The sequence below is a fragment of the Mesonia oceanica genome, assembly GCF_902499555.1.
GTDB lineage: Bacteria > Bacteroidota > Bacteroidia > Flavobacteriales > Flavobacteriaceae > Mesonia > Mesonia oceanica.
The window spans coordinates 133,458-156,062 of the sequence record NZ_CABVMM010000001.1 but is presented as its reverse complement, the minus strand read 5'-3'; the positions used below and the strand labels follow the sequence as shown (position 1 = coordinate 156,062).

Here is a 22,605-nt window from a genome sequence, read left to right as displayed (position 1 = left end):
AGCTAACCCGATGACCCTTTTAATCCTTTACGCCTTACTTTCTATTGGTATCTCTTTTTTATGTTCGGTGTTAGAGGCCGCGCTGCTAAGTGTAACTCCAACTTACATAAAAATTAAGACCAAAGAAGGAAAATCGTATGCGAAAACCTTAGCAAAATTCAAACAAGATATCGATAAGCCGCTTATCGCTATTTTATCACTAAATACCATTGCACACACCGTGGGCGCCATTTTAGTAGGGGTTCAGGCAGAAAAAACTTTTGGAGATGGCAGCAACGCTGTAGGAATTGTCTCGACCATAATGACCATTTTAATTCTGGTACTTTCAGAAATCATTCCTAAAACCATTGGTGCCAAATACTGGAAAAGACTCGGTAATTTCACGGCTAAGATATTAACCTTTATACTTATTCCGCTTAGATATACCGGTATTTTGTGGGTATTAATGCTATTCACCAAACTCATTGGAGGTTCCACACATGCCAATCAAATGAGCAAAGAAGAATTTATAACTTTAACCGAAGCTGCCGAAAAAGAAGGGGTTTTTGAAAAAAATGAATCTAAATTCATTAAAAACCTGATGGTGTACAAATCTATCTTGGCAAAAGATGTGATGACCCCTTTTTCTGTAGCAGTCACAGCAGAAGAAAATACCTCTATCGAAGAGTTTTATCGTCAGCATAAAAACCTAAAATTTTCTAGAATTCCCATTTTTAAAGATCGCCCCAATAATATTACCGGATTTATTTTAAAAGACGATTTTTTGGAAGAAATCATTAACAACAATGGCGGTCAAGCTTTAGCTACCATTAAACGTGATTTGTTAATCACCCAATCCGAAACCCCTATTCCACATCTTTTTGATTTCTTTCTTGAAAAAAGAGCACATCTTGCCGTGGTTACCGACGAATTTGGAAACACCGTAGGGGTCATTACGATGGAAGATGTTATAGAAACATTACTGGGACTGGAGATTATGGACGAAAGCGATAGCATTGCAGACATGCAACATTTAGCCCGCAGAAATTGGGAACGCCGTGCCAAACAATTAGGGATCATTTCTCATCCCGAAGAAAAGAAAGAAGAAACTTCAACCGATTTAGATGAAAAAAGCAAGGATTAAAACTCCACTGGGAATTGCTGAAATTGAAGGTGACGAAAACGGAATTACTAAAATTTCTGTAGAAAACGATACCGAAGATATTTCTATCGAAACCCCTTCTGAATTAAAAGAAGCAAGCCTTCAACTACAAGAATATTTTGAAGGAAAGCGAAAAGAATTCAACTTCAAAATGAACCCAAAAGGAACTGAATTTCAACAAAAAGTTTGGCAAGCCTTGTTAGAAATCCCTTACGGAAAAACCACTTCATACCTCGAGCTTTCTAAAAAACTGGGCGATGTAAAAGCGATTCGGGCAGTAGCCTCTGCCAATGGTAAAAACCCGCTATGGATTGTTGTTCCTTGCCATCGGGTAATAGGAAGTGACGGATCACTTACCGGTTATGCCGGCGGACTTTGGCGAAAAAAATGGCTTTTAGAACACGAAAATCCTTCCCCACAACAAGCACTTTTCTAGTGAATTGATTAATTTAGAAGCACTAAATTAGTTACATGAAAATTATAAAAAGAATTCTCTTCGTTCTTTTAGGATTTATTATTCTTTGCGTAGGCTTGTTATACCTTTTCAATAAAGAATATTTACTTAAAGGTATTAGAATAACTTATTTAAAGGGATATACAACCGCTTATATTGATGATTACCCTGAATTTGATAACCGAAAAATTGAAGCCGGTCAACCACAAACTTGGCCTGAACATACCGCTTATAATTCTGTAAAAGCCACAAAAAAACTTCAGCAAATCAATCAAAAATTAGGTACGGTGGCTTTTCTCATCATCAAAAATGACAGCATTTGGTATGAAGATTATGCAGAAGGTTATTCGGCAGATTCTAAAACCAATTCCTTTTCCATGGCAAAAAGTATTACTTCAGCACTTTTAGGAAAAGCCATTCGGGATGGGTTTATTGAAAACCTAGATCAACCCGTTGCCGATTTCTATTCTCAATTTGATAAACGTTTAACCGTGGGCGATCTCTCTTCTATGGCTAGCGGACTCAATTGGCAAGAAGATTATTACAACCCATTTGGAATGACGGCTCGCGCTTATTTAGATGAAAATATTCGGGAGCAAATTCTTAATTTAAAAGTTATAGAAGAACCGGGAAAAGAATTTAAATACCTCAGCGGAAACACCGAATTACTGGGGATGGTTATTGAAAAAGCTACCGGGAAAAACCTATCTCAATACCTTTCAGAAAGTTTTTGGAAACCTTTGGGAATGCACGAAAGTGCGCTTTGGCAACTCGATAGCGAAGAAAGCGGTATGGAAAAGGCCTATTGTTGTATTGCCAGTAACGCCAGGGATTTTGCAAAGTTTGGAAAACTATATTCCAACCAAGGAAATTTTGAAGGAAAGCAATTGCTTGATTCCAGTTTTATACAAAAGTCCATCCTGCCTAGGTTTAAAGAAACACCTTTCTATGGTTACGGTTTTTGGCTCAGTAATTTTATGAAAAAGAAAATCTTTGCCATGCGTGGTATTTTAGGACAATACGTGATAAGCATTCCTGAAGATCAGCTGATAATTGTTCGCTTGGGTCGCCAACGAGGAAAAAAATTAGAAGACAAGAAATTCACTCAAGATTTTTATACTTATATTAGAGAGAGTTACAAGATGCTGAACAATTAGCAGTTGGGCGTTCCCCTAGCGGGTCGGACTGTTTGTTATACCTGCCTGTCAGCAGACAGGTCTTTTTTGATTCCTGCTTATCACAAGAACTAAAAAAGAATGGCACTGCCATCCTAACGCAAAAAGTAAAAACCATGCTTAAAAAACTGAAATTAGAGAATATATTATTTCTAGATATAGAAACCGTTCCTGAGTTTGAGTCGTTCCAAGAATTAAGTGATGATAAAAAACTGCTTTGGGAAGACAAAACCCAGTACCAACGAAAAGAAGAATTTACTGCTGAAGAATTCTACGATCGTGCTGGGATTTGGGCAGAATTCGGAAAAATTGTTTGTATTTCTGTGGGTTATTTCACCTTTAAAAATAAAGAAAGGACTTTTAGAACCACTTCTTTTCAAGGTAAAGAGCACGATTTATTAATGGAATTTAAAAAGCTTCTCCACGAGTATTTTAATAAACCCTATCATTTGTTATGCGCTCATAACGGTAAAGAATTTGATTTTCCTTTTATTGCGCGCCGCATGCTCATTCACGGAATTGAATTACCCGAAAAACTCAACCTTTTTGGCAAAAAACCTTGGGAAGTTCCGCATCTGGACACCTTAGAATTATGGAAGTTTGGCGATTATAAACATTTCACTTCTTTAAAGCTGCTAACTAATATCTTGGGAGTTCCTTCCCCCAAAGAAGATATTGATGGTTCAGAAGTGCGGGATGTTTTTTACGAAGAGAAAAACATCCAAAGAATTGTAAATTATTGTGAAAGGGATGTTGTTGCCGTGGCTCAAATTATTTTAAAATTTAGGCAAGAAAAACTCTTAGAAAAGAATGAAATTATTTCAGTATAAAAAAAGCCCGGGACTCCTCCCGGGCTAACCCCAATGAAAAAATAAATGCTTACTGCTTAATAAACTTCTTGACAATATCTTTTTGTCCGTCATTTAACTTAAGCATATAAACGCCGCTTGATAAGCCATAAACATTAATTGCATTACTAGCAGATAAATCTCCTTGTAATACTTTTTTTCCCATCATATCAAATACTTGATAAGTAGTTTCCCTTGCATCATTCATTCGTACATTCAATCTACTTCCGCTAACCGGGTTTGGATATAAACTCGCTTCAAAAGAAGCTTCTGCATTGCCCAACTGTTCTCCAACTGCATCATAAGCAGTCATCGAAGTTACAGATTGACCAATGTTTACTGTATAATCTTCTACTTCTCCATAAGAAAAACTTTCACAAGCCGTTTGCTCTGAATTATACTTCATCGAAACACGCATTCTCGTAGTTCCTGTTAAAGCAGAAGTGGGAACGGTAAAGCTAGCACTCAAATTATTACTACTACTGCTTGAGCCGCTTACCATTAATTCACTAGATTCAAAAGTTCCATTTTTATTGTAATCTACCCAGATTTTCCAGTATTCAGTATAACTGGAACTGGCAAAACCTGCACTAAATTGAATAGTATTTTCACCATAAGATAAGTTCGCTACACGAGAAGTGTAATCAGCATACCCCCCATCATCTCCTGTAGAATTACTCATTCCGTTTAAAGAAACATTATCTATCCATTCATATGAAGAATCGTTTCCTCCACTTGAGCAATAAGAAACAGAAGCGCTTGCATTAATTATAATCGTGTAATCTTCCACTTCTCCATAAGAAAAACTTTCACAAGAAGTAGCAACGCCATTGTATTTCATAGAAACACGCATTCTTGTGCTTCCTTCCAATGCTGAAGTGGGCACAGTAAAACTGCCACTAACGGGTGAAGTTTGTGTTGCTGTTTGCGTAAACACTTGTTCTCCTGCATCGGTAAAATCACCATTTTGATTATAATCAACCCAAACAGAATAACCTTCATTATACTGGGTTCCCGTCCAAGTAGGAGTAATGGTAATTGTTGCTGAAGCATCTTTATCTAAACCGGTACTTAAGTTGGTAAAATCTGAATATCCATTGCCTGATCCCGAGCTATTATCAATAGTTCCTATTTGAACCCTACCTATATATTCGTCGTTTACATTATTTCCTTGTGAAGCGCAATAGCTTAACTGAGTATTGGTTGTAGTGAAGCTTTCTGTTGAAGAATAATTTGAAGTAGAAGTATCACATTTACTTCTTACTTGAACTTCATAAGAAGTTTCTGCTGTTAAATTAGTAAGGTTAACCGAAGTTCCTGAGGTACTTTGTACTATCCAAGAAGAAGCTCCACTTTCTCGATAACGCACATCATAAGTTGCTCCTGTCACCGCATCGTAATTAACGGTAGCTGAAGTAGCATTAATACTGGAGATACTTAGATTTGTTGGTGTCGTTGCCTCACAAACCGCAGGTTCTTCTGTAATTCCAGTAATTATCAAACTAAAATTTTGACTTCCTCCACTTAAAGATCCTTTATGAGAAACGGTGATGGTGTATGTCCCGGAAGCATTATTAACATTTATCCTTTCGTAAGGATCTACTTTATTATCTCCCGTTCCATTAGAGGTGATGGAGGTTAATCGGTAAGGAAAATAAGTAGTTCCATTTTTTGTTACCCTAATGTCTAAATCGTTGACCAATCTAGGAGTAGAAGAGTTGGTTTGTGTGGTGGCCGTTCCTGGTAAATCTGTCCATGAAACAGAAGCTATTAAATCTTCAATTCCGTTTGCATTTACAGTAATTTCGTAAGTTTCACCGTTATTAAGTACTAATTCTTCAATTTTAGTAGAAGAACCTTCCTCCGTAATCGCTTCTGCAGCGCGTTTTGCATTTAAAAGTCCCCAACCAAATACTGCATCAGGTCCATTAGGTCCGGCATCATCTGCGGTATGTAAGGCTAATCCTTTTAAGGTAGAAGCACGCATAAAACTTCCATTTATGTTATTGTAATGTTGTTGAAGCAGCAATAATGTTCCTGTAACATTAGGCGAAGCCATGGACGTCCCGCTGATGGTTCCGTAAGCAGAATCACTAGATTCGTAAGTTGAAGTTACCGAAGTACCATTACCGGTAATATCAGGTTTAATACGTAAATCATCGGTAGGACCTTCACTACTTGAACTATTAATACTTACACTTACTAAATTCCCGTTTGAATCTATATTGGCATCTTGCGCATTGGCAACTACTAAATTATTTTTAGACGTAGCATGTCCCGTAAGTTTATCGTAAGAAGAATTACCGTTTAAAGGAGAACCATTGTAACTATTATTATTACCGTCGTTTCCTGCAGCCGTTACCATCAAGTAATAGGGAGCATTATACATAAGTTCATCCCAATCTCTTGATTCATCAATATAAGCTCCAAAATAATAGTCTGGAACCAAGTCAGATCTATAACCATAGCTATGGTTAGAAAGCAGCATTCCATTCGCTGCTGCTGAAGTAGCTTCTGCCACATCATTATTCCACATATATCCACGCACCCTTGATTGAGGTGCCATTCCCTTTGCGTTTGCTTGAACTCCGGAAGCCGCAATAGTACCGGTCACGTGAGCTGCGTGAAAATTAAGTTGCGTTCCTACTTCAGAAGAAGCATCTTCAACGCTTACACGATTACTTCCACCTGCACCATCATATTCTTGATGAGAAACCCTTGCGTGACCGCCATCCCATACATAAGCAATCATGTTTTGTCCATCGATATTCAAACCAAGACCTCCTCCGGAATTTAAGTAATTAGCACGGGTAGATTTTGCTGCATTTACATTAAAAGTTCGGTAATAGATCGGGCTTCCATCTTCTGCGATGTATTGGAGTTCTGCTACTCCACCATCCGGAAGTACAATTCTTTTTTTAAGCCCTCGTTGAATGGCTAATACTTTAAGCTCTTCCTGTTGAAGTTTGTTTTTGGTATCTAAGCGTTCTTGAATCGAACTCAACTTTTGTTGGTTATATTTACTTTTTATTTGTTGTTGTTGACTATCGGTTTGAGAAAAAACAAAACCAGCCGTTAGAAAAAGAGAATAGAAGAGTACTCTCTTTTTATCGAAATAATTTTTAATCATCGATAAAAGTTTTAGAGTTAAAAATTGGTTGAAAAAAGGGTGTAAAATCCCCTAGAAATATTTTATATAGAAATAAACAAAGTAACTAACGCCAATAAAAGCGATGATATAAAGTAGTGGGGTAGAATAGCGAAGCTAGTGGGAAAGCTTTATATCGCTTAAAAATAGAAGAAAGGAAGTCAAAATGATAATACTGTAGAAATTTTTTGGTTACTTTTAAACCTTTCAGCTTTGGTGGTTGTTTAACATTACGCTTTTCATCTTTGATGAAATCGTAAACATTTCTGTAAATTAATGTCATAATGGGCGATTTTAGTTTTCAATAATAAACTATATGTAATTTTTATCTAAATAATACAATATAATCGTTAAAAACAAGCTTTTTACAGATTAAATGTCAATTTATCGATGAAACGCACAAAATTTTAACATTTCATGAGTTCTCCTCTTCTACATATAAAAAACTTAACGCTTGGTTTTTCTATTGATAACAATTTTAAAGAAACCTTAAAAAACATTGATTTTCAATTATTTAAAAATGAAATTCTTGGAATTGTTGGGGAATCAGGATCGGGAAAATCCCTTACCAGTTTAGCGGTTTTAGGTTTACTCCCCGCTTCGGCAAAAATTACTAATGGTGAAATTATATTTCAAGAGAATAATCTACTTCCATTTTCTGCTAAAGAATTCAGAAAAATTAGAGGTGGTGAGATTTCTATGATTTTCCAAGAACCGATGAGTTCGCTTAATCCTTCCATGAAATGCGGACCACAGGTCTCCGAAATTTTATTGGAACATCACCAACTCACAAAAAAAGAAGCTAAAGCGGAAACCCTATGCTTATTTAAAAAAGTAAAACTTCCAAGACCGGAAAGCATTTACGAAGTTTATCCGCATCAAATTAGTGGTGGACAAAAACAGCGGGTAATGATTGCCATGGCAATTGCTTGTAAACCCAAAATTCTTATAGCCGACGAGCCTACTACTGCACTCGATGTTACTGTACAAAAAGAAATTTTATTATTGCTAAAATCACTTCAGCAGGAAACTGAAATGAGCATCATCTTTATTTCACATGATTTGGCATTAGTTTCAGAAATTTCAGACCGGGTTGTGGTAATTTATCAAGGCGAAATTGTAGAACAGAATTCGGCTGCCGAATTATTTCTTCAGCCAAAAGAAACCTACACCCAAGCTCTTTTAGCTTCAAAGCCTTCTACTACCGAGCGATTAAAAAAACTTCCTACGGTAAAAAACTTCTTAGAAAACACCATTTCTAAAGAAGTAGAAACGAAAACGGAACGGGAAAAACGCCATCAAAAAATTTATGGAAAAGAGCCTTTATTGGAAGTTATAAATGTTGAAAAAGAATTTGTGAGCAATCCCGGGTTATTTCAACAAAAAACTTCGGTAAAAGCGGTAAACGATGTAAGTTTTAAAATTTATGAGGGAGAAACTTTAGGTTTGGTGGGCGAATCGGGCTGTGGAAAATCGACTTTGGGAAATGTAATCCTACAACTCGACAAAGCTACTGCCGGAAAAGTTTTTTACCATGGAAGGGATATTACAAAAATCTCTACGTCTGAATTGAGAAAACTTCGTAAAGAAATTCAGTTAATTTTTCAGGATCCGTTTTCTTCCTTAAATCCGCGTATTCCTGTTGGGAAAGCTATTATGGAACCGATGGAAGTGCACAACCTCCACAAGAACAATAAAGAACGAAAAAAGAAAACCTTAGAATTATTAAAGCGTGTTGGGTTAGATGAAACTCATTTTAATCGTTATCCGCACGAATTTAGCGGCGGTCAACGACAACGTATCGGGATTGCAAGAACGATTGCTGTAGAGCCTCAATTAATTGTTTGCGACGAGTCGGTTTCTGCCTTAGATATTTCTGTACAGGCGCAAGTGTTGAATTTATTAAACGAACTGAAAGAGAATTTCGGTTTTACTTATATTTTTATTTCGCACGATTTGGCGGTCGTAAAATATATGGCCGACCAGTTACTGGTGATGAACCAAGGTAAAATTGTAGAGCAAGGCGATGCTGATGAAATTTATGCTCATCCTGAAAAAGAATATACCCAAAAGTTGATTGACGCGATCCCAAAAGGGATTTAATTTTACCTTTCAAGGCCTCACAGATTTTAAAAACCTGTGAGGCCTTTTGAATCATTTATATAATTTTCCCACTCTCCAGATTCTGCCACTTCTTTAATGACTTGGTTTCTTTCTTTTAAAAATCTTTCCATATACTTTTTAAGAAAAAGTAAGTCTGCAAGCTTACCTAAAAACCCTAAAGGTGATTCATAATTAAATTCATCTATCATCAAGGTTTCTCGCGCTGAAATCTTCTTAAAAATATGCTTGTGGGTAAAGCTTTTAAAAATGCCTTTTTGCATTTCATCTACAAAAGCATTAGGGTAATTTAAGCTAGTTATTTTTGAAGTGAGGTTTTGATAAATTCCCAAATGTTTTGCTCGCCAAGTAACTTCTTCATCTAACTCTAACAAACCTGTTTTCTTTGCAGAGATTACTTTTTCATTTGTTTTTGATGTTGAAGCTATATGAATAGCTAAACTTCTCGATAAATCGAAAACCCTTTCTCTTTGAGCTTGAATCTTAGTTTGGAGTAAAATTACCGGCAATTTTTTAATCCTTATAAATTTTTCTAATTTAATAATTAAAAATTAATACTCCATATTTTTTCTATCCGCTTGATTTACGTTATATTGATTACTTATGAAACAAAAGATCTCCCTCGACGACGTCCTATCTAATGCTCCCGATTTAATACTATACGCGGCACCTATTATGATTGGCTTGGCCCTACTTGAGTTTTATTTTAGTTGGAAACAAAAAAAGGAACTCTACGAAAAAAAAGATTTTTTTGCTTCCTTAAGTATTGGGTTGGTTTCTGTTTTTCAAAACTTGCTAATTAAATCTATTTTATTTGGCTCGGTGATTTGGTTTTATAATATCGTGCCATGGAGTATTCCTGTTACGTGGTGGACTTCTATTCTTTGCTTTATTGCTTTAGATTTTTGCCGGTATTGGGCGCATCGTTTTGGACACGAAACGAGCTTATTTTGGGCTACACACGTAACGCATCATAATTCTGAAAAATATAATTTATCTACCTCCTTTCGTCTTTCTTGGACGCAACAAATTAAAGTGGTGTTTTTCTTACCCATTAGTTTAATGGGCTTTCATCCGGTAGTGTTTTTTATCTGCCATCAAATTGCAGTATTGTATCAATTCTGGATTCATACGGAATATATTAGAAAGCTTCCAAGCTGGTTTAGTTATGTTTTTGTAACACCTTCTCATCATCGCGTTCATCACGGAAAAAATGCGCATTACCTTGATAAAAATTATGGTTCTACCTTTATTATTTGGGATCGAATGTTTGGAACTTTTCAGCCGGAAGATGAACAGGCCATTTACGGTATTTTGGATCAGCCGAAGCATTATAATCCGGTGAAATTAGTGTTTCACGTTTGGGGGGACATTTTTAAGAAAATGAGAAAATCAAAAAACCCGGTTAAAGCCGTTCAATTATTGTTTCAGCCACCCGAGGCTTTGTATGAAGATAAAAAGGTGGACTAAGCCTTGTTATTGCTGAAAAAACGGTTTCAAGAAAATTTTTAGCTAGCTGAATTCGATGAAATCCTTTGAATTTCTGATATCAAGTTCTATTCTACCACTTTTAATGACGCTTGATGAGATGCTGACTTAAAATTTCAGCTAAAAATGCGTTAGCGATAGGAGTGATATCCTTTTTTTGCTTTGATAAGTGGCAAAAAAAGATTTAACGGATAGCGCGTTCCCGATTTTTTCAAATCGGGAAACGCCATCATCATTTTATAAAATCATTTCGGGAATATCGCCTTCGACGATCAATTTCCCTTCGGTGGCTTTCTGTATTTCTTCTACACTTACACCTGGCGCACGTTCTAAAAGTTTAAAACCTTCTTCGACAACTTCAATCACGGCAAGATTGGTTACTATTTTTGTCACACAACCGACTCCAGTTAAGGGCAAGCTACATTTTTTAAGTAATTTAGAGTCACCGGCTTTATTGGTGTGCATCATGGCGACAATGATATTTTCTGCGGAAGCAACCAAATCCATCGCGCCACCCATTCCTTTTACCATTTTACCGGGGATTTTCCAATTGGCAATGTCTCCGTTTTCGGCAACTTCCATTGCGCCAAGTATGGTTAAATCTACGTGCTTACCGCGAATCATCCCAAAACTGGTGGCAGAATCGAAGAAACTTGCACCCGGTAATGCGGTTATGGTTTGTTTTCCGGCATTGATGAGATCGGCATCTTCTTCGCCTTCCACAGGAAAAGGTCCCATTCCTAAAATACCGTTTTCACTTTGAAATTCTACTTCTATATCGTCCCTCACAAAGTTGGCCACTAAAGTAGGAATCCCGATTCCCAGATTCACATAATAGCCATCTTTTACTTCTTTGGCGATGCGTTGTGCTATTCCGTTTTTATCTAACATGTTGTTGATTTAAAATTTTAAATTGCGAAAAATACTGCTTACCGTTCACGGCCTACTGCTAATTTTTAGCTTTTACCGTTCTTTGTTCTATTCGCTTTTCATAATTTTTTCCTTGGAAGATTCGTTGTACAAAAATTCCCGGAATATGAATTTGATTAGGGTCTAATTCTCCTGCAGGAACTAACTCCTCTACCTCTGCAACAGTAATTTTTGCAGCGCCACACATACAGGGATTAAAGTTTCTGGCGGTTCCTTTAAAAATAAGATTTCCTGCTTCGTCCCCTTTCCAAGCTTTTACGAAAGCAAAATCGGCTTTATAGGCTTCTTCCAAGACATACATTTTACCTTCAAATTCACGGGTTTCTTTGCCCATGGAAACTTCTGTTCCGTAGCCTGCGGGTGTGTAAATGGCAGGAAAGCCTTGTTGGGCGGCTTGGCATTTTGCAGCTAAAGTTCCTTGCGGTGTTAATTCAACTTCTAATTCTTCACTGAGCATTTGCCGTTCAAACTCGGCATTTTCACCTACGTAAGAGGAGATCATTTTTTTGATTTGCTTTTTCTGAAGCAATAAGCCTAATCCAAAATCGTCTACTCCTGCATTGTTAGAGATACAGGTAATGTCTCTTATGTTTTGTTGTACAAGTTCTGCAATAGCATTTTCTGGAATTCCGCAGAGACCAAAGCCTCCTAACATAAACGTCATTCCATCTTGAACGCCTTCTATTGCTTCTTGAACATTATTGACCGTTTTTTTAATCATTTGCTAAAAATTTTCTTTAAAAATAGGAAAATTACAAGATTGCCACAATAAAAGAACCCATTATCAATAATTTAATAATGGGTTTATTTAACTAAAGGATGGTAATGATTTAAAAATCTAAATCATCACTTATTTCTTTTTCTTGTTTTTCTTTTAATAATTCTTGATCGCTTTTTTCACCACCTCCTTCTTCATAGCCGCTACAATCTACTTCAATGCTTAAATTTTCTGGACGTTCAAATTCTTCTTTTGAAATTCCTAAATCTTTATCGGCATAAACTTTTTTCATATAAAGGCCCCAAATAGGTAAAGCCATGGTAGCTCCTTGCCCATATCGAATGGAAGGAAAATGTACCGCCCGATCTTCACCACCTACCCAAACGCCGGTTACTAGATTGGGAACAATCCCCATAAACCAACCGTCACTTTGATTTTGAGTGGTTCCTGTTTTTCCGGCAATAGCATTTTTAAATTCGTAAGGGTGGCCGGTAACTACATTTTTATAATAAGGTGGAGACCAAGTAGTTCTTAATCGTGTACCAGAACCTCCTTGAGTTACCCCTTCCATTAAATTAATGGTTACATACGCGGCTTCTTCACTCATCACATCCCGACTTTCAGGAACGTGTTGGTAAAGTACTGTTCCATTTTTATCTTCAATACGATTAACGATAACGGGTTTTACATAAACTCCTTTATTGGCAAAAGTGCTATAGGCTGAAACCATTTCAAAAACACTCAAATCTACCGTTCCCAAAGCAATAGCGGCAACAGGTTGAATATTTTCTGTATTTACTCCCAATTTACTCAGTAAATCTATCACTGGTTCAGGCCCTACTTTATCAATTACTCGGGAAGTTACTGTATTTAAAGATCTTGCCAATGCATTTTTTAAAGTGACCATTCCGCCGTATTCTCCTCCTGAATTCCTTGGTGACCAATCTTGGGTTACGCCGTGTTTTCCTGCGGGAATGGTATGAATAGTATTAGGTAGCTTATAACAAGGTGATAGGTGAAGCTGATCTATGGCTGTAGCGTACACAAATGGTTTAAATGTTGAACCTACTTGTCTTCTAGCTTGCTTTACATGTTCGTATTTAAAATGCTTAAAGTTAATACCACCCACCCAAGCTTTAACTTCTCCGGTTTGTGGTTCCATAGACATCATTCCTGCATTTAAGAAAGACTTGTAATATAAAATAGAATCTCTTGGCGTCATGAGGGTGTCAATATCCTGCTCATTTTCCCAAGAGAAAATCCGCATTTCTGCTTTTTTGTCGAAAGAAGCCAAAATTTTATCTTCATCTATGCCCTTTTCTTTCATTTCGCGCCAACGATCACTATTTCTCATAGCTCGATCTACAATTTTTTGAATGTCTTTTTCTCCAATTCCTCTAAAAGGTGCAATTTTATTTTTTTTATTTTGACTATCAAATTCTGCTTGAAGATTTTTCATGTGTTCTTTTACCGCTTCTTCTGCATATTTTTGCATACGGGAATCGATGCTCGTATATACTTTTAACCCATCACGGTAAATATTATATTTTTCTCCGTCAGGTTTCGGGTTCTTTTCTATCCAATCTTTCAGAAACCCTTGTAGATAAGCTCTAAAATAAGTGGCAACTCCTTCATCATGGCCTTCTGGAGAGAAATTTATTTTTAAAGGTAATTTCTGAAGTGAATCTTTTTCTTCAGTAGTTAAATAACCATTTTTCTCCATTTGCTTTAGAACTTGATTTCTTCTCGCTAGCGAATTATCTTTAAATTTTTCTTTGGCAGGATTAAAATAAATAGGGTTTTTGAGCATCGCCACCAATACCGCGGCTTCTTCTGTTTTTAAATCTTTGGGTTCTTTACCAAAATAAATTCGAGATGCTGAACGTACACCTACCGCTTGATACAAGAAATCGTACTTATTAAAATACATGGTAATAATTTCTTGCTTGGTATATTGACGTTCTAACCTTACAGCGATAACCCATTCTTTAATTTTCTGAAAAACCCTTTCTATCTTATTATCGGGAGTACTGGAAAATAAAAGTTTTGATAACTGCTGTGTAATCGTACTTGCACCTCCTTTAGAACCTAAATAAGCTACTGCTCTTAAAGTTCCACGGGCATCTACTCCGGAATGATCGTAATAACGCTCATCTTCGGTAGCCACCAAAGCGTTTACTAAATTGTTGGGTAAATCTTCATATTTTACAGGAGTTCTGTTTTCATTGTAATATTTACCTAAAGTTTTTCCGTCGGAAGAGAAAACCTCTGTAGCCAAATTGGTCTCTGGGTTTTCTAATTCTTCAAAAGTTGGCATTTTACCAAATACGCCCCATCCGGCCATTAAAAACAATAAGATAACGATAAGAACACCTCCTAAGAATAATCCCCAAAACCAAAGGATGAATTTTTTAAAGGAAGTTTTATTTGTCGATTTTTTTGAAGTCACTTTAAAGTTGAATTAAAGGTTATGGTTTTTCTATTCTGAAACCTACATCGGTAATCCCTTGTAATTCTGAAATACCGTTTACATTTCCGTTTTTTCGCATGGCTTGCCTAATTTTAAACTGATAAGTTCCGGTTTCGGGAAAGCGTACATTTTCTTTGTACCAGAGTTTACTTTCGTAAACATCGCCAAAACCTTGCCCCATCCAATCACCATTAGGGTAAGCCATTTCATATTCTAAAGTATCTGAAATTACTTTTCCATTCGGGAAGTTCATCTCCGTAATTAAAAATATGTTGTTATAGTTATAATTATTATTATTTCTTAGGTTAATGAATAAATTATAAGGTTTGAGCGTATCTATTTTTTCAACTTTAAAAGTAATCATAGAATCTTTATCCCAACCTCTTTCCGGCACTGATTGATATTCATCGTAAACCCGCTTAGAATCGCAAGCGACCAAGCATACAATTGCTACCAAAGAACATACCAAAGCTTTACGCATTATTTCTAGGCTTTTTGCGTCTCCGCTTCTTATTATTTCTTCTTTTTTTATGACTCGCTTTTTTAGGTTTATCAAAACGCGTTAAACTGTCTTGCCCCACCACATTGCTAAAGTCATTGGTAACATCTTTTTCCAATTCCGCAGAAAATTCTTCTAAACTTGCTACGGGATTTTTCTTTTGGGCTGCTTTTATAATCTCTTTCACCTGGTCTTTCGTAAGCTCAAACCAGTTCATCCATTCTCCTTCGTAAGCGTACCAAAGGCTTCCTTTAAAAATATCTATTTTCTGACAAACCGCAGTGCCTTTTTGGGTTTGTAACTTCACGTCTTGTTTGGGGAAATCTTTGAGTGCGTCTAAATAAGCATCTAGCTCATAGTTAAGACAGCATTTTAATTTACCACATTGCCCCGCTAATTTTTGAGGATTTAAAGAAAGTTGCTGATATCTTGCTGCGGAAGTAGTAACCGATCTAAAATCTGTTAACCAAGTAGAACAACATAGCTCCCGACCGCAAGAACCAATACCGCCCAATCGTGCCGCTTCCTGACGGAAACCAATTTGACGCATTTCTATACGTGTTTTAAATTCTTTGGCAAATTCTTTAATTAACTGTCTAAAATCTACACGGTCTTCTGCAGTATAATAAAAAGTAGCTTTTGAACCATCTCCTTGAAATTCGATATCGCTAATTTTCATTTTTAAATTGAGCTTAATCGCAATTTCCCTAGCACGGACTTTCATAGCTTCTTCCCGTTCTCTAGAAGACTGCCAAACATCTATATCTTTTTGACTGGCTTTTCTATATATTTTGTTGACTTCAGGACTATCTAACTTTACACGTTTTTTCTTCATTTGTACTTTCACCAGTTCCCCGGTTAAAGAAACAACACCTACATCGTGACCCGGCGAAGCTTCCGTAGCCACCACATCTCCCATGGTTAAACTTAATCCCTCTGTATTTTTATAAAAATGCTTTCTTCCGTTTTTAAAACGTACTTCTACACAGTTAAAAGGCTCTATACCTCCCGGAAGGGACATATTGGAGAGCCAATCGAAAACCGCAAGTTTATTGCAACTATCGGTTCCACACGTTCCGTTATTCTTACATCCTTTTGGCTGACCATCTTTGGTCGAGCAACTTCCACACGCCATAAACTTATGTTATATATTGAAATACTAGAAACTACAAAGCTTCCGTATTGATAATGATTATTATTTATTTTTAAATGGTAAATATACCAATTTATTGTGAGGAGAAAGAAAAATGATGTTTGGAAGAGAATTTTTAAGCTTAAAATTTCATAAGAAAGAGCTCACCGAAGTTTTGTTAGCTAAACATCAACCAAATACTTGCACTCCAAAGAACAACATTTCCTAAAATTCCTATAATACTTAAAAAACGAAGTTGATCTTGATGGGCAGCAATCCTGAAGAAGAAAATAGAGAACACAATAGCTGTCATTGCTGCTGCATTAATATAGGAAGGATAATGTATAATTTCTGGAAAATGCCGTAAATAACTTTTTTTGGCTTCAATAAAAGAACCCAAGTTATCAAACTTATAAAACCAGACCGTCAGATTAAATAAACCAAGAATTAAAATAAAGCTACCCACTAAAAAAGAGAGTAGCCTTATTTTACTTTTTTGCCTTTCTGATATATGATAGCTATTTATCAAGCCTTAGTGTTTGAATTTTAAAACCTCGGATCTTCCTTTTTTAAAAATCTTATTGCTATTGTGCTTTCCTCTTCGCAAGGCTTTTTGTTCTTCGTAAGGCAATGCATGTATTTCTTTACAATGGTCTGAGCAGCAATCATCCATTTTTTCGGCACATTCTTCACATTGAATAAACAGTAAATGACAGGCTTCATTTGCACAGTTTACATGAGTATCACAAGGCTTTCCGCATTGGTGACATTGCGCAATTACATCTTCTGAAATTTTTTCAGCACGACGATGGTCGAACACAAAGTTTTTTCCAATAAACTTATTCTCTATCTCTTTCTCACGAACCTGTCTGGTATATTCAATAATACCTCCTTCTAATTGAAAAACCTTTTTAAATCCTTTATGCTTATAGTATGCACTTGCTTTTTCACAGCGGATCCCTCCTGTACAGTACATGACTAAGTTTTTATCTTCTTTATGTTCTTTTAAATCTTCTTCAATTATATCTAAAGAATCCCTAAAGGTATCTACATCTGGAGTGATTGCTCCTTGAAAATGACCTATCTCACTTTCGTAGTGATTACGCATATCTACCAATATGGTATTGGGATCGCTTATTAACTGGTTAAATTTCTCAGCATCTACATGTTCTCCTTTCTTGGTAACATCAAAAGTTTCATCATTAAGACCGTCTGCCAAGATTTTAGATCTTACTTTTATCTTTAATTTCAAGAACGATTTTAGATCTTGCTCAATAGCGATATTTAACCGAATATCCTTTAAAAAATAGATATCATCGATAAATGCTTTAAATGTATTGAATTTTTTAGCAGGAACAGAAAGCTGAGCATTAATTCCTTCGTGAGCAACGTAAATACGTCCTAAGACCTCCATTTGATCCCAAGCGACAAATAAATGATTTCTAAAAAGCTCTGGGTTACCGATTTTTGCATATTGGTAGAAAGAGATGGTTAGCCTATCTTCTCCGGCCTCTTCGAGCAAGGCTTCTCTTTCTTTTGCACTTAATTTGTTGTACAGTTGCATGCTATACCTTTTTATAAGTTAAACAAAAGTTAAGCTGCAAAAGTAATTGTTTTCAATTAAAAACGCCCTGAAAAAGTCAATTTTCAGGGCGTTTTTATGGCTAATTCGTTATTAATAAATTTCTTAAATTCAATTTTAACATTGTTTCAAAATTTAATTATGAACGTTAACCTCCATCGACCTTACAATTACAGATATAAAAAACTGTAATTGCTTGGCCAACAGAATTTAAAAGAATATTTCTTTTGAGAAATTTCATTTATGTTCTCTTGCTTTACTTCATAGATACAAAAAATTAAAAAAGGTTGCGTGGCAAATGGTAATCACAAAAACTTATAGTATTTTAGCATTTCTTCAATCAGAGAAAAATACAAAGCCTTTTAAAAAGATTATGAGTAAAGACAACGAGAAAGATGCAAAATTAAAGGCGTTAAAACTAACGCTAGATAAATTAGATAAAACTTACGGTAAAGGTACGGTCATGAAAATGAGTGACCAAGCCGTACAGGATGTAGATGCCATTCCTTCAGGATCTTTAGGGTTAGATTTAGCTCTTGGCGTAGGCGGTTACCCTAGAGGTCGAGTAATTGAAATTTACGGTCCAGAATCTTCTGGTAAAACTACCTTAACCCTACATGCAATTGCTGAAGCGCAAAAATCCGGAGGTATTGCTGCTTTTATAGATGCAGAACACGCTTTTGACCGTACTTATGCGGAAAAGCTTGGTATTGATATTGAAAACTTAATCATCTCTCAGCCAGACCACGGTGAACAAGCGCTAGAAATTGCAGACAACCTAATTAGATCTGGTGCTATCGATATTATTGTGATCGATTCTGTAGCGGCATTAACTCCTAAAAGTGAAATTGAAGGAGAAATGGGAGATTCTAAAATGGGCCTTCACGCCCGGTTAATGTCTCAAGCATTAAGAAAACTTACTTCTTCCATTAGCAAAACCAATTGTACCGTTATTTTCATTAACCAATTAAGGGAAAAAATTGGAGTAATGTTTGGAAATCCCGAAACAACGACAGGAGGTAATGCCCTTAAATTTTACGCTTCTGTGAGGTTAGATATTAGAAGATCTACACAAATAAAAAACAGCAATAGCGATGTGTTGGGTAATAAAACACGGGTAAAAGTTGTAAAAAATAAAGTTGCCCCTCCTTTTAAAACTGCTGAATTCGACATCATGTACGGTGAAGGTATCTCTAAAGTAGGAGAAGTAATTGATATTGGTGTAGATTATGAAATTGTCAAGAAAAGTGGTTCTTGGTTTAGTTACGAAGATACTAAATTAGGACAGGGCCGTGATGCGGTTAAAACTTTACTGAAAGACAATCCTGAATTAATGGAAGAACTGGAGACTAAAATTACAGATGCCATTAAATTAGCAAAATCTTAATCAATAAGAATTCATAAAAATTAATTAAAATCCCGTAATCACGGGATTTTTTTGTGCTTTACGCAACCATTCCATTTTAATTGTATCTACCTAATATAAACCCTATTTTACCCCTGAACGATGAAGAGGAATTTTTTAGTTTTATTAGTAATTTTGGGCAGTATTTTTAGCTGCTCGCTGGATGATGAGGTTAACCCCACTTATGCTTTTGAACTTGCTCCTATAGATAGTGTTAGCCTACCTGACACACTTACCTATGGACATACTTATGATTTTGAAATAACTTATGAAAGAGCGTCTGATTGTCACACCTTTGAATGGTTTGAATACACTAAAGACACCAATGAGAGAAAAATTTATGTAGTTAATCGAGTTTATTTAAATGAAAATAACTGTGAAGATTTAGAAGATGAACTAGCCACCAAAAAGCTTCCGTTTGAAGTAATTAGACAAGATTATTATATATTTAAGTTCTGGCAAGGCATCAATGCAAACGAAGAGGATATTTTTTTAACAAAGCGAATTCCTGTTAAAATAGAATAGTATAAATTGAGTATTGAGCAACTCATACAAAAATGTAAAAAGCAAGATTTAAAATCGCAAGAACAATTATATAAGCTTTATGCTCAGAAATTGTTTGCGGTAAGTATAAAGTATTCTCGAAATTTTCAAGAAGCAGAAGATAATCTTCAAGATGCTTTTTTAACCATTTTTAAAAAAATAGCTCAATATAAAAACAAAGGTTCTTTTGAAGGTTGGCTAAAACGAATTGTAATTAATACAGCATTACAACGGTATAGAAAACAAGACGTTTTTCAAATTATAGATGAACAGGCATTAAAAGAACCCGAAGTAGAAATAGATAACGATCAACTCCCGTTACCTTTTTTATTAAAAATAATACAAGAGTTACCCGATCGTTACCGAATGGTTTTTAACCTCTATGCTTTAGATGGTTTTTCCCATAAAGAAATAGCTAAAACAATGAATATTTCTGTAGGAACATCTAAATCTAACTTGGCAAGAGCAAGACAAATTTTAAAAATCAAGGTTGAAAATTTTAATAATGAAAATAATAGCGCAACTTCTGTAAAATGAAGGAAAATAAAAACATAGACCGGCTTTTTCAAGAGAAGTTCAAAGATTTTGAAGCAGTTCCTAGTGAAAACGTATGGAAAAACATCAAAAGTGAACTTGAAAAAGAAAAGGACCGCAAAGTAATCCCTATCTGGTGGTACAGAATTGCAGGAGCTGCTGCCGTTCTCGCCCTTGTTTTTTTGGCAGGAAACTTTTGGTTAGATAGTAATAAAAATAATGTAGTTAACGCTACAGAAAAGGTTAAGGAAAACGATAATCAAAAAACCAATGAGCCCTTTCAGCCAGCAAAAAGTAAAACTACAAATACTTATGCTAGCGGTGAAAATGTAATTGAAAAAACAGAAAATACCATACAACCCCAAACCCAAAACCCTAAGAATTTTCAGCAAGATATCACAAACACTCCAAAGGTAAAGGCTAATTCAAATCGTCTTGTTGAAAAGAATTCTTCAGTTACAAGCAGTTCCTTCCCTAATTCTGGGAAGGTGGCTTCAACTGGAACTAGAAATTCTACGAATAAAAACTCAAACGGGATTGTTTCCGAAAAACAAAACACTTCAGAAATTCATCCTAACAACTCCCCCAATAAATCAAACTTAGAACCGGCTACAACTTCTTCTGAAAAAAACAGTCTAGCAGAAAATAATTCTACAGAAGAAAATAACTTTATTGATAAAAATAAAACCATAACTGAAGAAAACGAAGAGGATAAAAAATCTCTAGTAGCTGCTGCTAAAGAAATTGAAGAAACCAAGGATGAGGAAAAAAACAGCGAAGAAAAAGAAAACGAACAACAAAATTTATCTAAATGGTTAATTAAACCTAATGTCTCCCCTATTTACTACGGAAGTTTAAACGGAGGTAACAGTTTAGATAAAAGCTTGGCCAACAATAGTTCTAGTGGAGAACTTAGCATGGCTTACGGTGTAAACTTTGCTTATAGCATTTCTGAAAAATTAAAGGTTCGTTCTGGTGTTAGCAAAGTTAATATGAGTTACAATGTAAATAATATTGCTTTTTCCCCAGCGGTAAATGCCATACAATTGGAAGGAATTAATTCTCCATCTAACGAAAGTATTGAAGTGGTTTCTACGGCAAGGCCCCAAACAAATTCAGATGCAATTACCAATGAATTCGGGCAGGAACAATTTAATAATTTCTCCCAAGGAACTATTAACCAACAACTGGGATATATCGAAGTTCCTCTAGAAATAGAATATGCCTTATTAAATAAAAAATTTGGTATCAACTTGATCGGGGGCGCAAGCACATTATTTCTAGACAATAATGCCGTCGTTATTAACTCTGGAGAAGGTCAACTATCCCTTGGCGAAGCCAATAACCTCAACAATGTAAGTTTCACCACGAATGTGGGGCTAGGCTTAAATTATAATTTGAGTAAACAGTTTGACTTGAATTTAGAGCCTACTTTTAAATATCAACTCAACGGATTTAATAATAACATCAACAACTTTAAGCCATACTATTTTGGAGTATATACAGGCTTTAGTTTTAAATTTTAAGTTTTTTTAGTTAGTTTTTTAAAATTGCAATGATGAGCAAAGGGAGTCAAGTGGTTTTGGCTCCTTTTCTTTTTTATGCTGAAGTTTCTTCATTTTTAAGTTCTGTATAAATCGCTTCCCACACATTTTCTTTTAACTGCTTTTTATGTGTTTGATTTAAGTTTTCAGTAGAGAAGAATGGTAATATTTTGGCTCTCATCTTCCCTAAAGAACCACTAAAAAAAGTATATGAAAAACGCTTTTTATTATCGTAAAATACCAAAGGCACAATCGGTATTTGATGATCGATAGCTAATCGAAAAGCTCCATCCTTAAATGTATCCAGTAAAACAGACTCATCATCGGGTACGCCTCCTTCCGGGAAAATACAAATACTAACGCCTTGTTTCAATCTTCGTTGCGCTTGCTGAAAAACTTCATTTCTACTTTTTACATTTCCGCGATCTACTAAAATACAGGTACGCTTATAGAAAAACCCAAACACCGGAAACTTTGCCAACTCTTTCTTCCCCACAAAAACAAACGGATTTTTAACAATACTCAACATGAGCATAATATCGATCATCGAAGTATGATTGGCTACAAACATGTAGCTTTTTCCTTTTTGCGGACTTTCAAGCTTTTTCACGATTGGGTAAAAACCCATTCCGTATAAAATAATATTTGCCCAAATACGAGCTAAAAAGAAAAACTGCGGATAGTATTTTTCCTTTGAAGTAAATAACAACAAAAAAGGAAACATCACAATAATAGGTACGGCAATAAGGATATAAAACCAAATGCGCCAAATAGTGATTAGAATTTTTCTAAAAAAGCTCATATACCTTCAAAAGTACTAAATTGTATGCATTGAAAATGATAAAACATTTACCTTTACAAAAAAATTATTCA

21 protein-coding genes are annotated in these 22,605 nt (G+C 35.6%); 10 read left to right on the top strand and 11 right to left on the bottom strand.

Translation table 11 applies throughout. From position 1 onward, the window contains the following. Positions 1-10: 10 nt before the first annotated feature. The 4 genes from FVB9532_RS00745 (at position 11) to FVB9532_RS00730 (ending at position 3,600) form a co-directional block, all read left to right on the top strand. Positions 11-1,123, top strand: a complete 1,113-nt coding sequence (locus tag FVB9532_RS00745) for a CNNM domain-containing protein (RefSeq protein ID WP_150543301.1) — start codon at positions 11-13, stop codon at positions 1,121-1,123. Then, complete coding sequence (locus tag FVB9532_RS00740; protein ID WP_150543300.1) at positions 1,104-1,577, top strand: methylated-DNA--[protein]-cysteine S-methyltransferase; 474 nt, start codon at positions 1,104-1,106, stop codon at positions 1,575-1,577. Before FVB9532_RS00745 ends, FVB9532_RS00740 begins: the two co-directional genes overlap by 20 nt. Before the next feature lie 35 nt (positions 1,578-1,612). Then, on the top strand, positions 1,613-2,752 hold the full coding sequence (locus FVB9532_RS00735; RefSeq protein WP_150543299.1) for a serine hydrolase domain-containing protein: 1,140 nt from the start codon (positions 1,613-1,615) through the stop codon (positions 2,750-2,752). Between the two features lie 134 nt (positions 2,753-2,886). Continuing rightward, positions 2,887-3,600 (top strand): 3'-5' exonuclease, encoded by a 714-nt coding sequence (locus tag FVB9532_RS00730; RefSeq protein WP_150543298.1) that lies wholly within the window; start codon positions 2,887-2,889, stop codon positions 3,598-3,600. 49 nt (positions 3,601-3,649) lie between these two features. Here FVB9532_RS00730 and FVB9532_RS00725 read toward each other — a convergent pair whose 3' ends face one another. Together FVB9532_RS00725 and FVB9532_RS00720 are read right to left on the bottom strand one after the other, a co-directional pair. Beyond that, complete coding sequence (locus tag FVB9532_RS00725; RefSeq protein ID WP_150543297.1) at positions 3,650-6,748, bottom strand: GEVED domain-containing protein; 3,099 nt, start codon at positions 6,746-6,748, stop codon at positions 3,650-3,652. 85 nt (positions 6,749-6,833) lie between these two features. After that, positions 6,834-7,049 carry a hypothetical protein gene (locus tag FVB9532_RS00720; RefSeq protein WP_150543296.1) on the bottom strand — a complete coding sequence of 72 codons (216 nt, stop codon included), beginning with the start codon at positions 7,047-7,049 and terminating at the stop codon, positions 6,834-6,836. Between the two features lie 134 nt (positions 7,050-7,183). On the opposite strand from FVB9532_RS00720, the gene FVB9532_RS00715 reads away from it, so the two are divergent. Continuing rightward, the gene (locus tag FVB9532_RS00715) at positions 7,184-8,869 is read left to right on the top strand and encodes an ABC transporter ATP-binding protein (protein ID WP_150543295.1); all 1,686 of its coding nucleotides are present in this window, start codon (positions 7,184-7,186) and stop codon (positions 8,867-8,869) included. 26 nt (positions 8,870-8,895) lie between these two features. Here the strand turns inward: FVB9532_RS00715 and FVB9532_RS00710 are convergent, their stop codons facing one another. Further along, positions 8,896-9,396, bottom strand: coding sequence for an SRPBCC family protein (locus FVB9532_RS00710; RefSeq protein WP_150543294.1), 501 nt, complete (start codon positions 9,394-9,396; stop codon positions 8,896-8,898). Positions 9,397-9,490: 94 nt separating this feature from the next. Between FVB9532_RS00710 and FVB9532_RS00705 the strand changes: the two genes are divergently transcribed. Next, positions 9,491-10,357, top strand: a complete 867-nt coding sequence (locus FVB9532_RS00705) for a sterol desaturase family protein (protein ID WP_150543293.1) — start codon at positions 9,491-9,493, stop codon at positions 10,355-10,357. A gap of 255 nt (positions 10,358-10,612) precedes the next feature. Here the strand turns inward: FVB9532_RS00705 and FVB9532_RS00700 are convergent, their stop codons facing one another. From FVB9532_RS00700 to trhO, 7 genes are all read right to left on the bottom strand, one after another. Beyond that, positions 10,613-11,266 (bottom strand): CoA transferase subunit B, encoded by a 654-nt coding sequence (locus FVB9532_RS00700; RefSeq protein ID WP_150543292.1) that lies wholly within the window; start codon positions 11,264-11,266, stop codon positions 10,613-10,615. A gap of 58 nt (positions 11,267-11,324) precedes the next feature. After that, a complete protein-coding gene (locus FVB9532_RS00695; RefSeq protein WP_150543291.1) occupies positions 11,325-12,026 on the bottom strand; it encodes a CoA transferase subunit A in 702 nt (233 codons plus the stop codon). A 109-nt stretch (positions 12,027-12,135) separates the two neighbouring features. After that, a complete protein-coding gene (locus FVB9532_RS00690; protein ID WP_150543290.1) occupies positions 12,136-14,472 on the bottom strand; it encodes a penicillin-binding protein 1A in 2,337 nt (778 codons plus the stop codon). Between the two features lie 19 nt (positions 14,473-14,491). Continuing rightward, positions 14,492-14,974 (bottom strand): gliding motility lipoprotein GldH, encoded by a 483-nt coding sequence (locus FVB9532_RS00685; protein ID WP_150543289.1) that lies wholly within the window; start codon positions 14,972-14,974, stop codon positions 14,492-14,494. Further along, the gene (locus FVB9532_RS00680) at positions 14,967-16,127 is read right to left on the bottom strand and encodes a PSP1 domain-containing protein (protein ID WP_150543288.1); all 1,161 of its coding nucleotides are present in this window, start codon (positions 16,125-16,127) and stop codon (positions 14,967-14,969) included. Before FVB9532_RS00680 ends, FVB9532_RS00685 begins: the two co-directional genes overlap by 8 nt. A gap of 175 nt (positions 16,128-16,302) precedes the next feature. Beyond that, positions 16,303-16,524 (bottom strand): hypothetical protein, encoded by a 222-nt coding sequence (locus FVB9532_RS19365; protein ID WP_194716452.1) that lies wholly within the window; start codon positions 16,522-16,524, stop codon positions 16,303-16,305. Between the two features lie 132 nt (positions 16,525-16,656). Further along, on the bottom strand, positions 16,657-17,688 hold the full coding sequence (gene trhO / locus FVB9532_RS00670; protein WP_150543286.1) for an oxygen-dependent tRNA uridine(34) hydroxylase TrhO: 1,032 nt from the start codon (positions 17,686-17,688) through the stop codon (positions 16,657-16,659). A 391-nt stretch (positions 17,689-18,079) separates the two neighbouring features. Here trhO and recA point away from each other — a divergent pair, with 391 nt between their 5' ends. The 4 genes from recA to FVB9532_RS00650 all read left to right on the top strand — a co-directional run bounded on the left by recA (position 18,080) and on the right by FVB9532_RS00650 (position 21,714). Further along, positions 18,080-19,093 carry a recombinase RecA gene (recA, locus tag FVB9532_RS00665; protein ID WP_150543532.1) on the top strand — a complete coding sequence of 338 codons (1,014 nt, stop codon included), beginning with the start codon at positions 18,080-18,082 and terminating at the stop codon, positions 19,091-19,093. A 120-nt stretch (positions 19,094-19,213) separates the two neighbouring features. Then, the gene (locus FVB9532_RS00660; RefSeq protein ID WP_150543285.1) at positions 19,214-19,636 is read left to right on the top strand and encodes a hypothetical protein; all 423 of its coding nucleotides are present in this window, start codon (positions 19,214-19,216) and stop codon (positions 19,634-19,636) included. 6 nt (positions 19,637-19,642) lie between these two features. Then, positions 19,643-20,191 carry an RNA polymerase sigma factor gene (locus FVB9532_RS00655; protein WP_150543284.1) on the top strand — a complete coding sequence of 183 codons (549 nt, stop codon included), beginning with the start codon at positions 19,643-19,645 and terminating at the stop codon, positions 20,189-20,191. Continuing rightward, a complete protein-coding gene (locus FVB9532_RS00650) occupies positions 20,188-21,714 on the top strand; it encodes a hypothetical protein (RefSeq protein ID WP_150543283.1) in 1,527 nt (508 codons plus the stop codon). Before FVB9532_RS00655 ends, FVB9532_RS00650 begins: the two co-directional genes overlap by 4 nt. A gap of 73 nt (positions 21,715-21,787) precedes the next feature. Here the strand turns inward: FVB9532_RS00650 and FVB9532_RS00645 are convergent, their stop codons facing one another. Then, positions 21,788-22,534: a lysophospholipid acyltransferase family protein gene (locus FVB9532_RS00645; RefSeq protein ID WP_150543282.1), complete on the bottom strand. Its 747-nt coding sequence runs from the start codon at positions 22,532-22,534 to the stop codon at positions 21,788-21,790. Positions 22,535-22,605 lie beyond the last annotated feature (71 nt).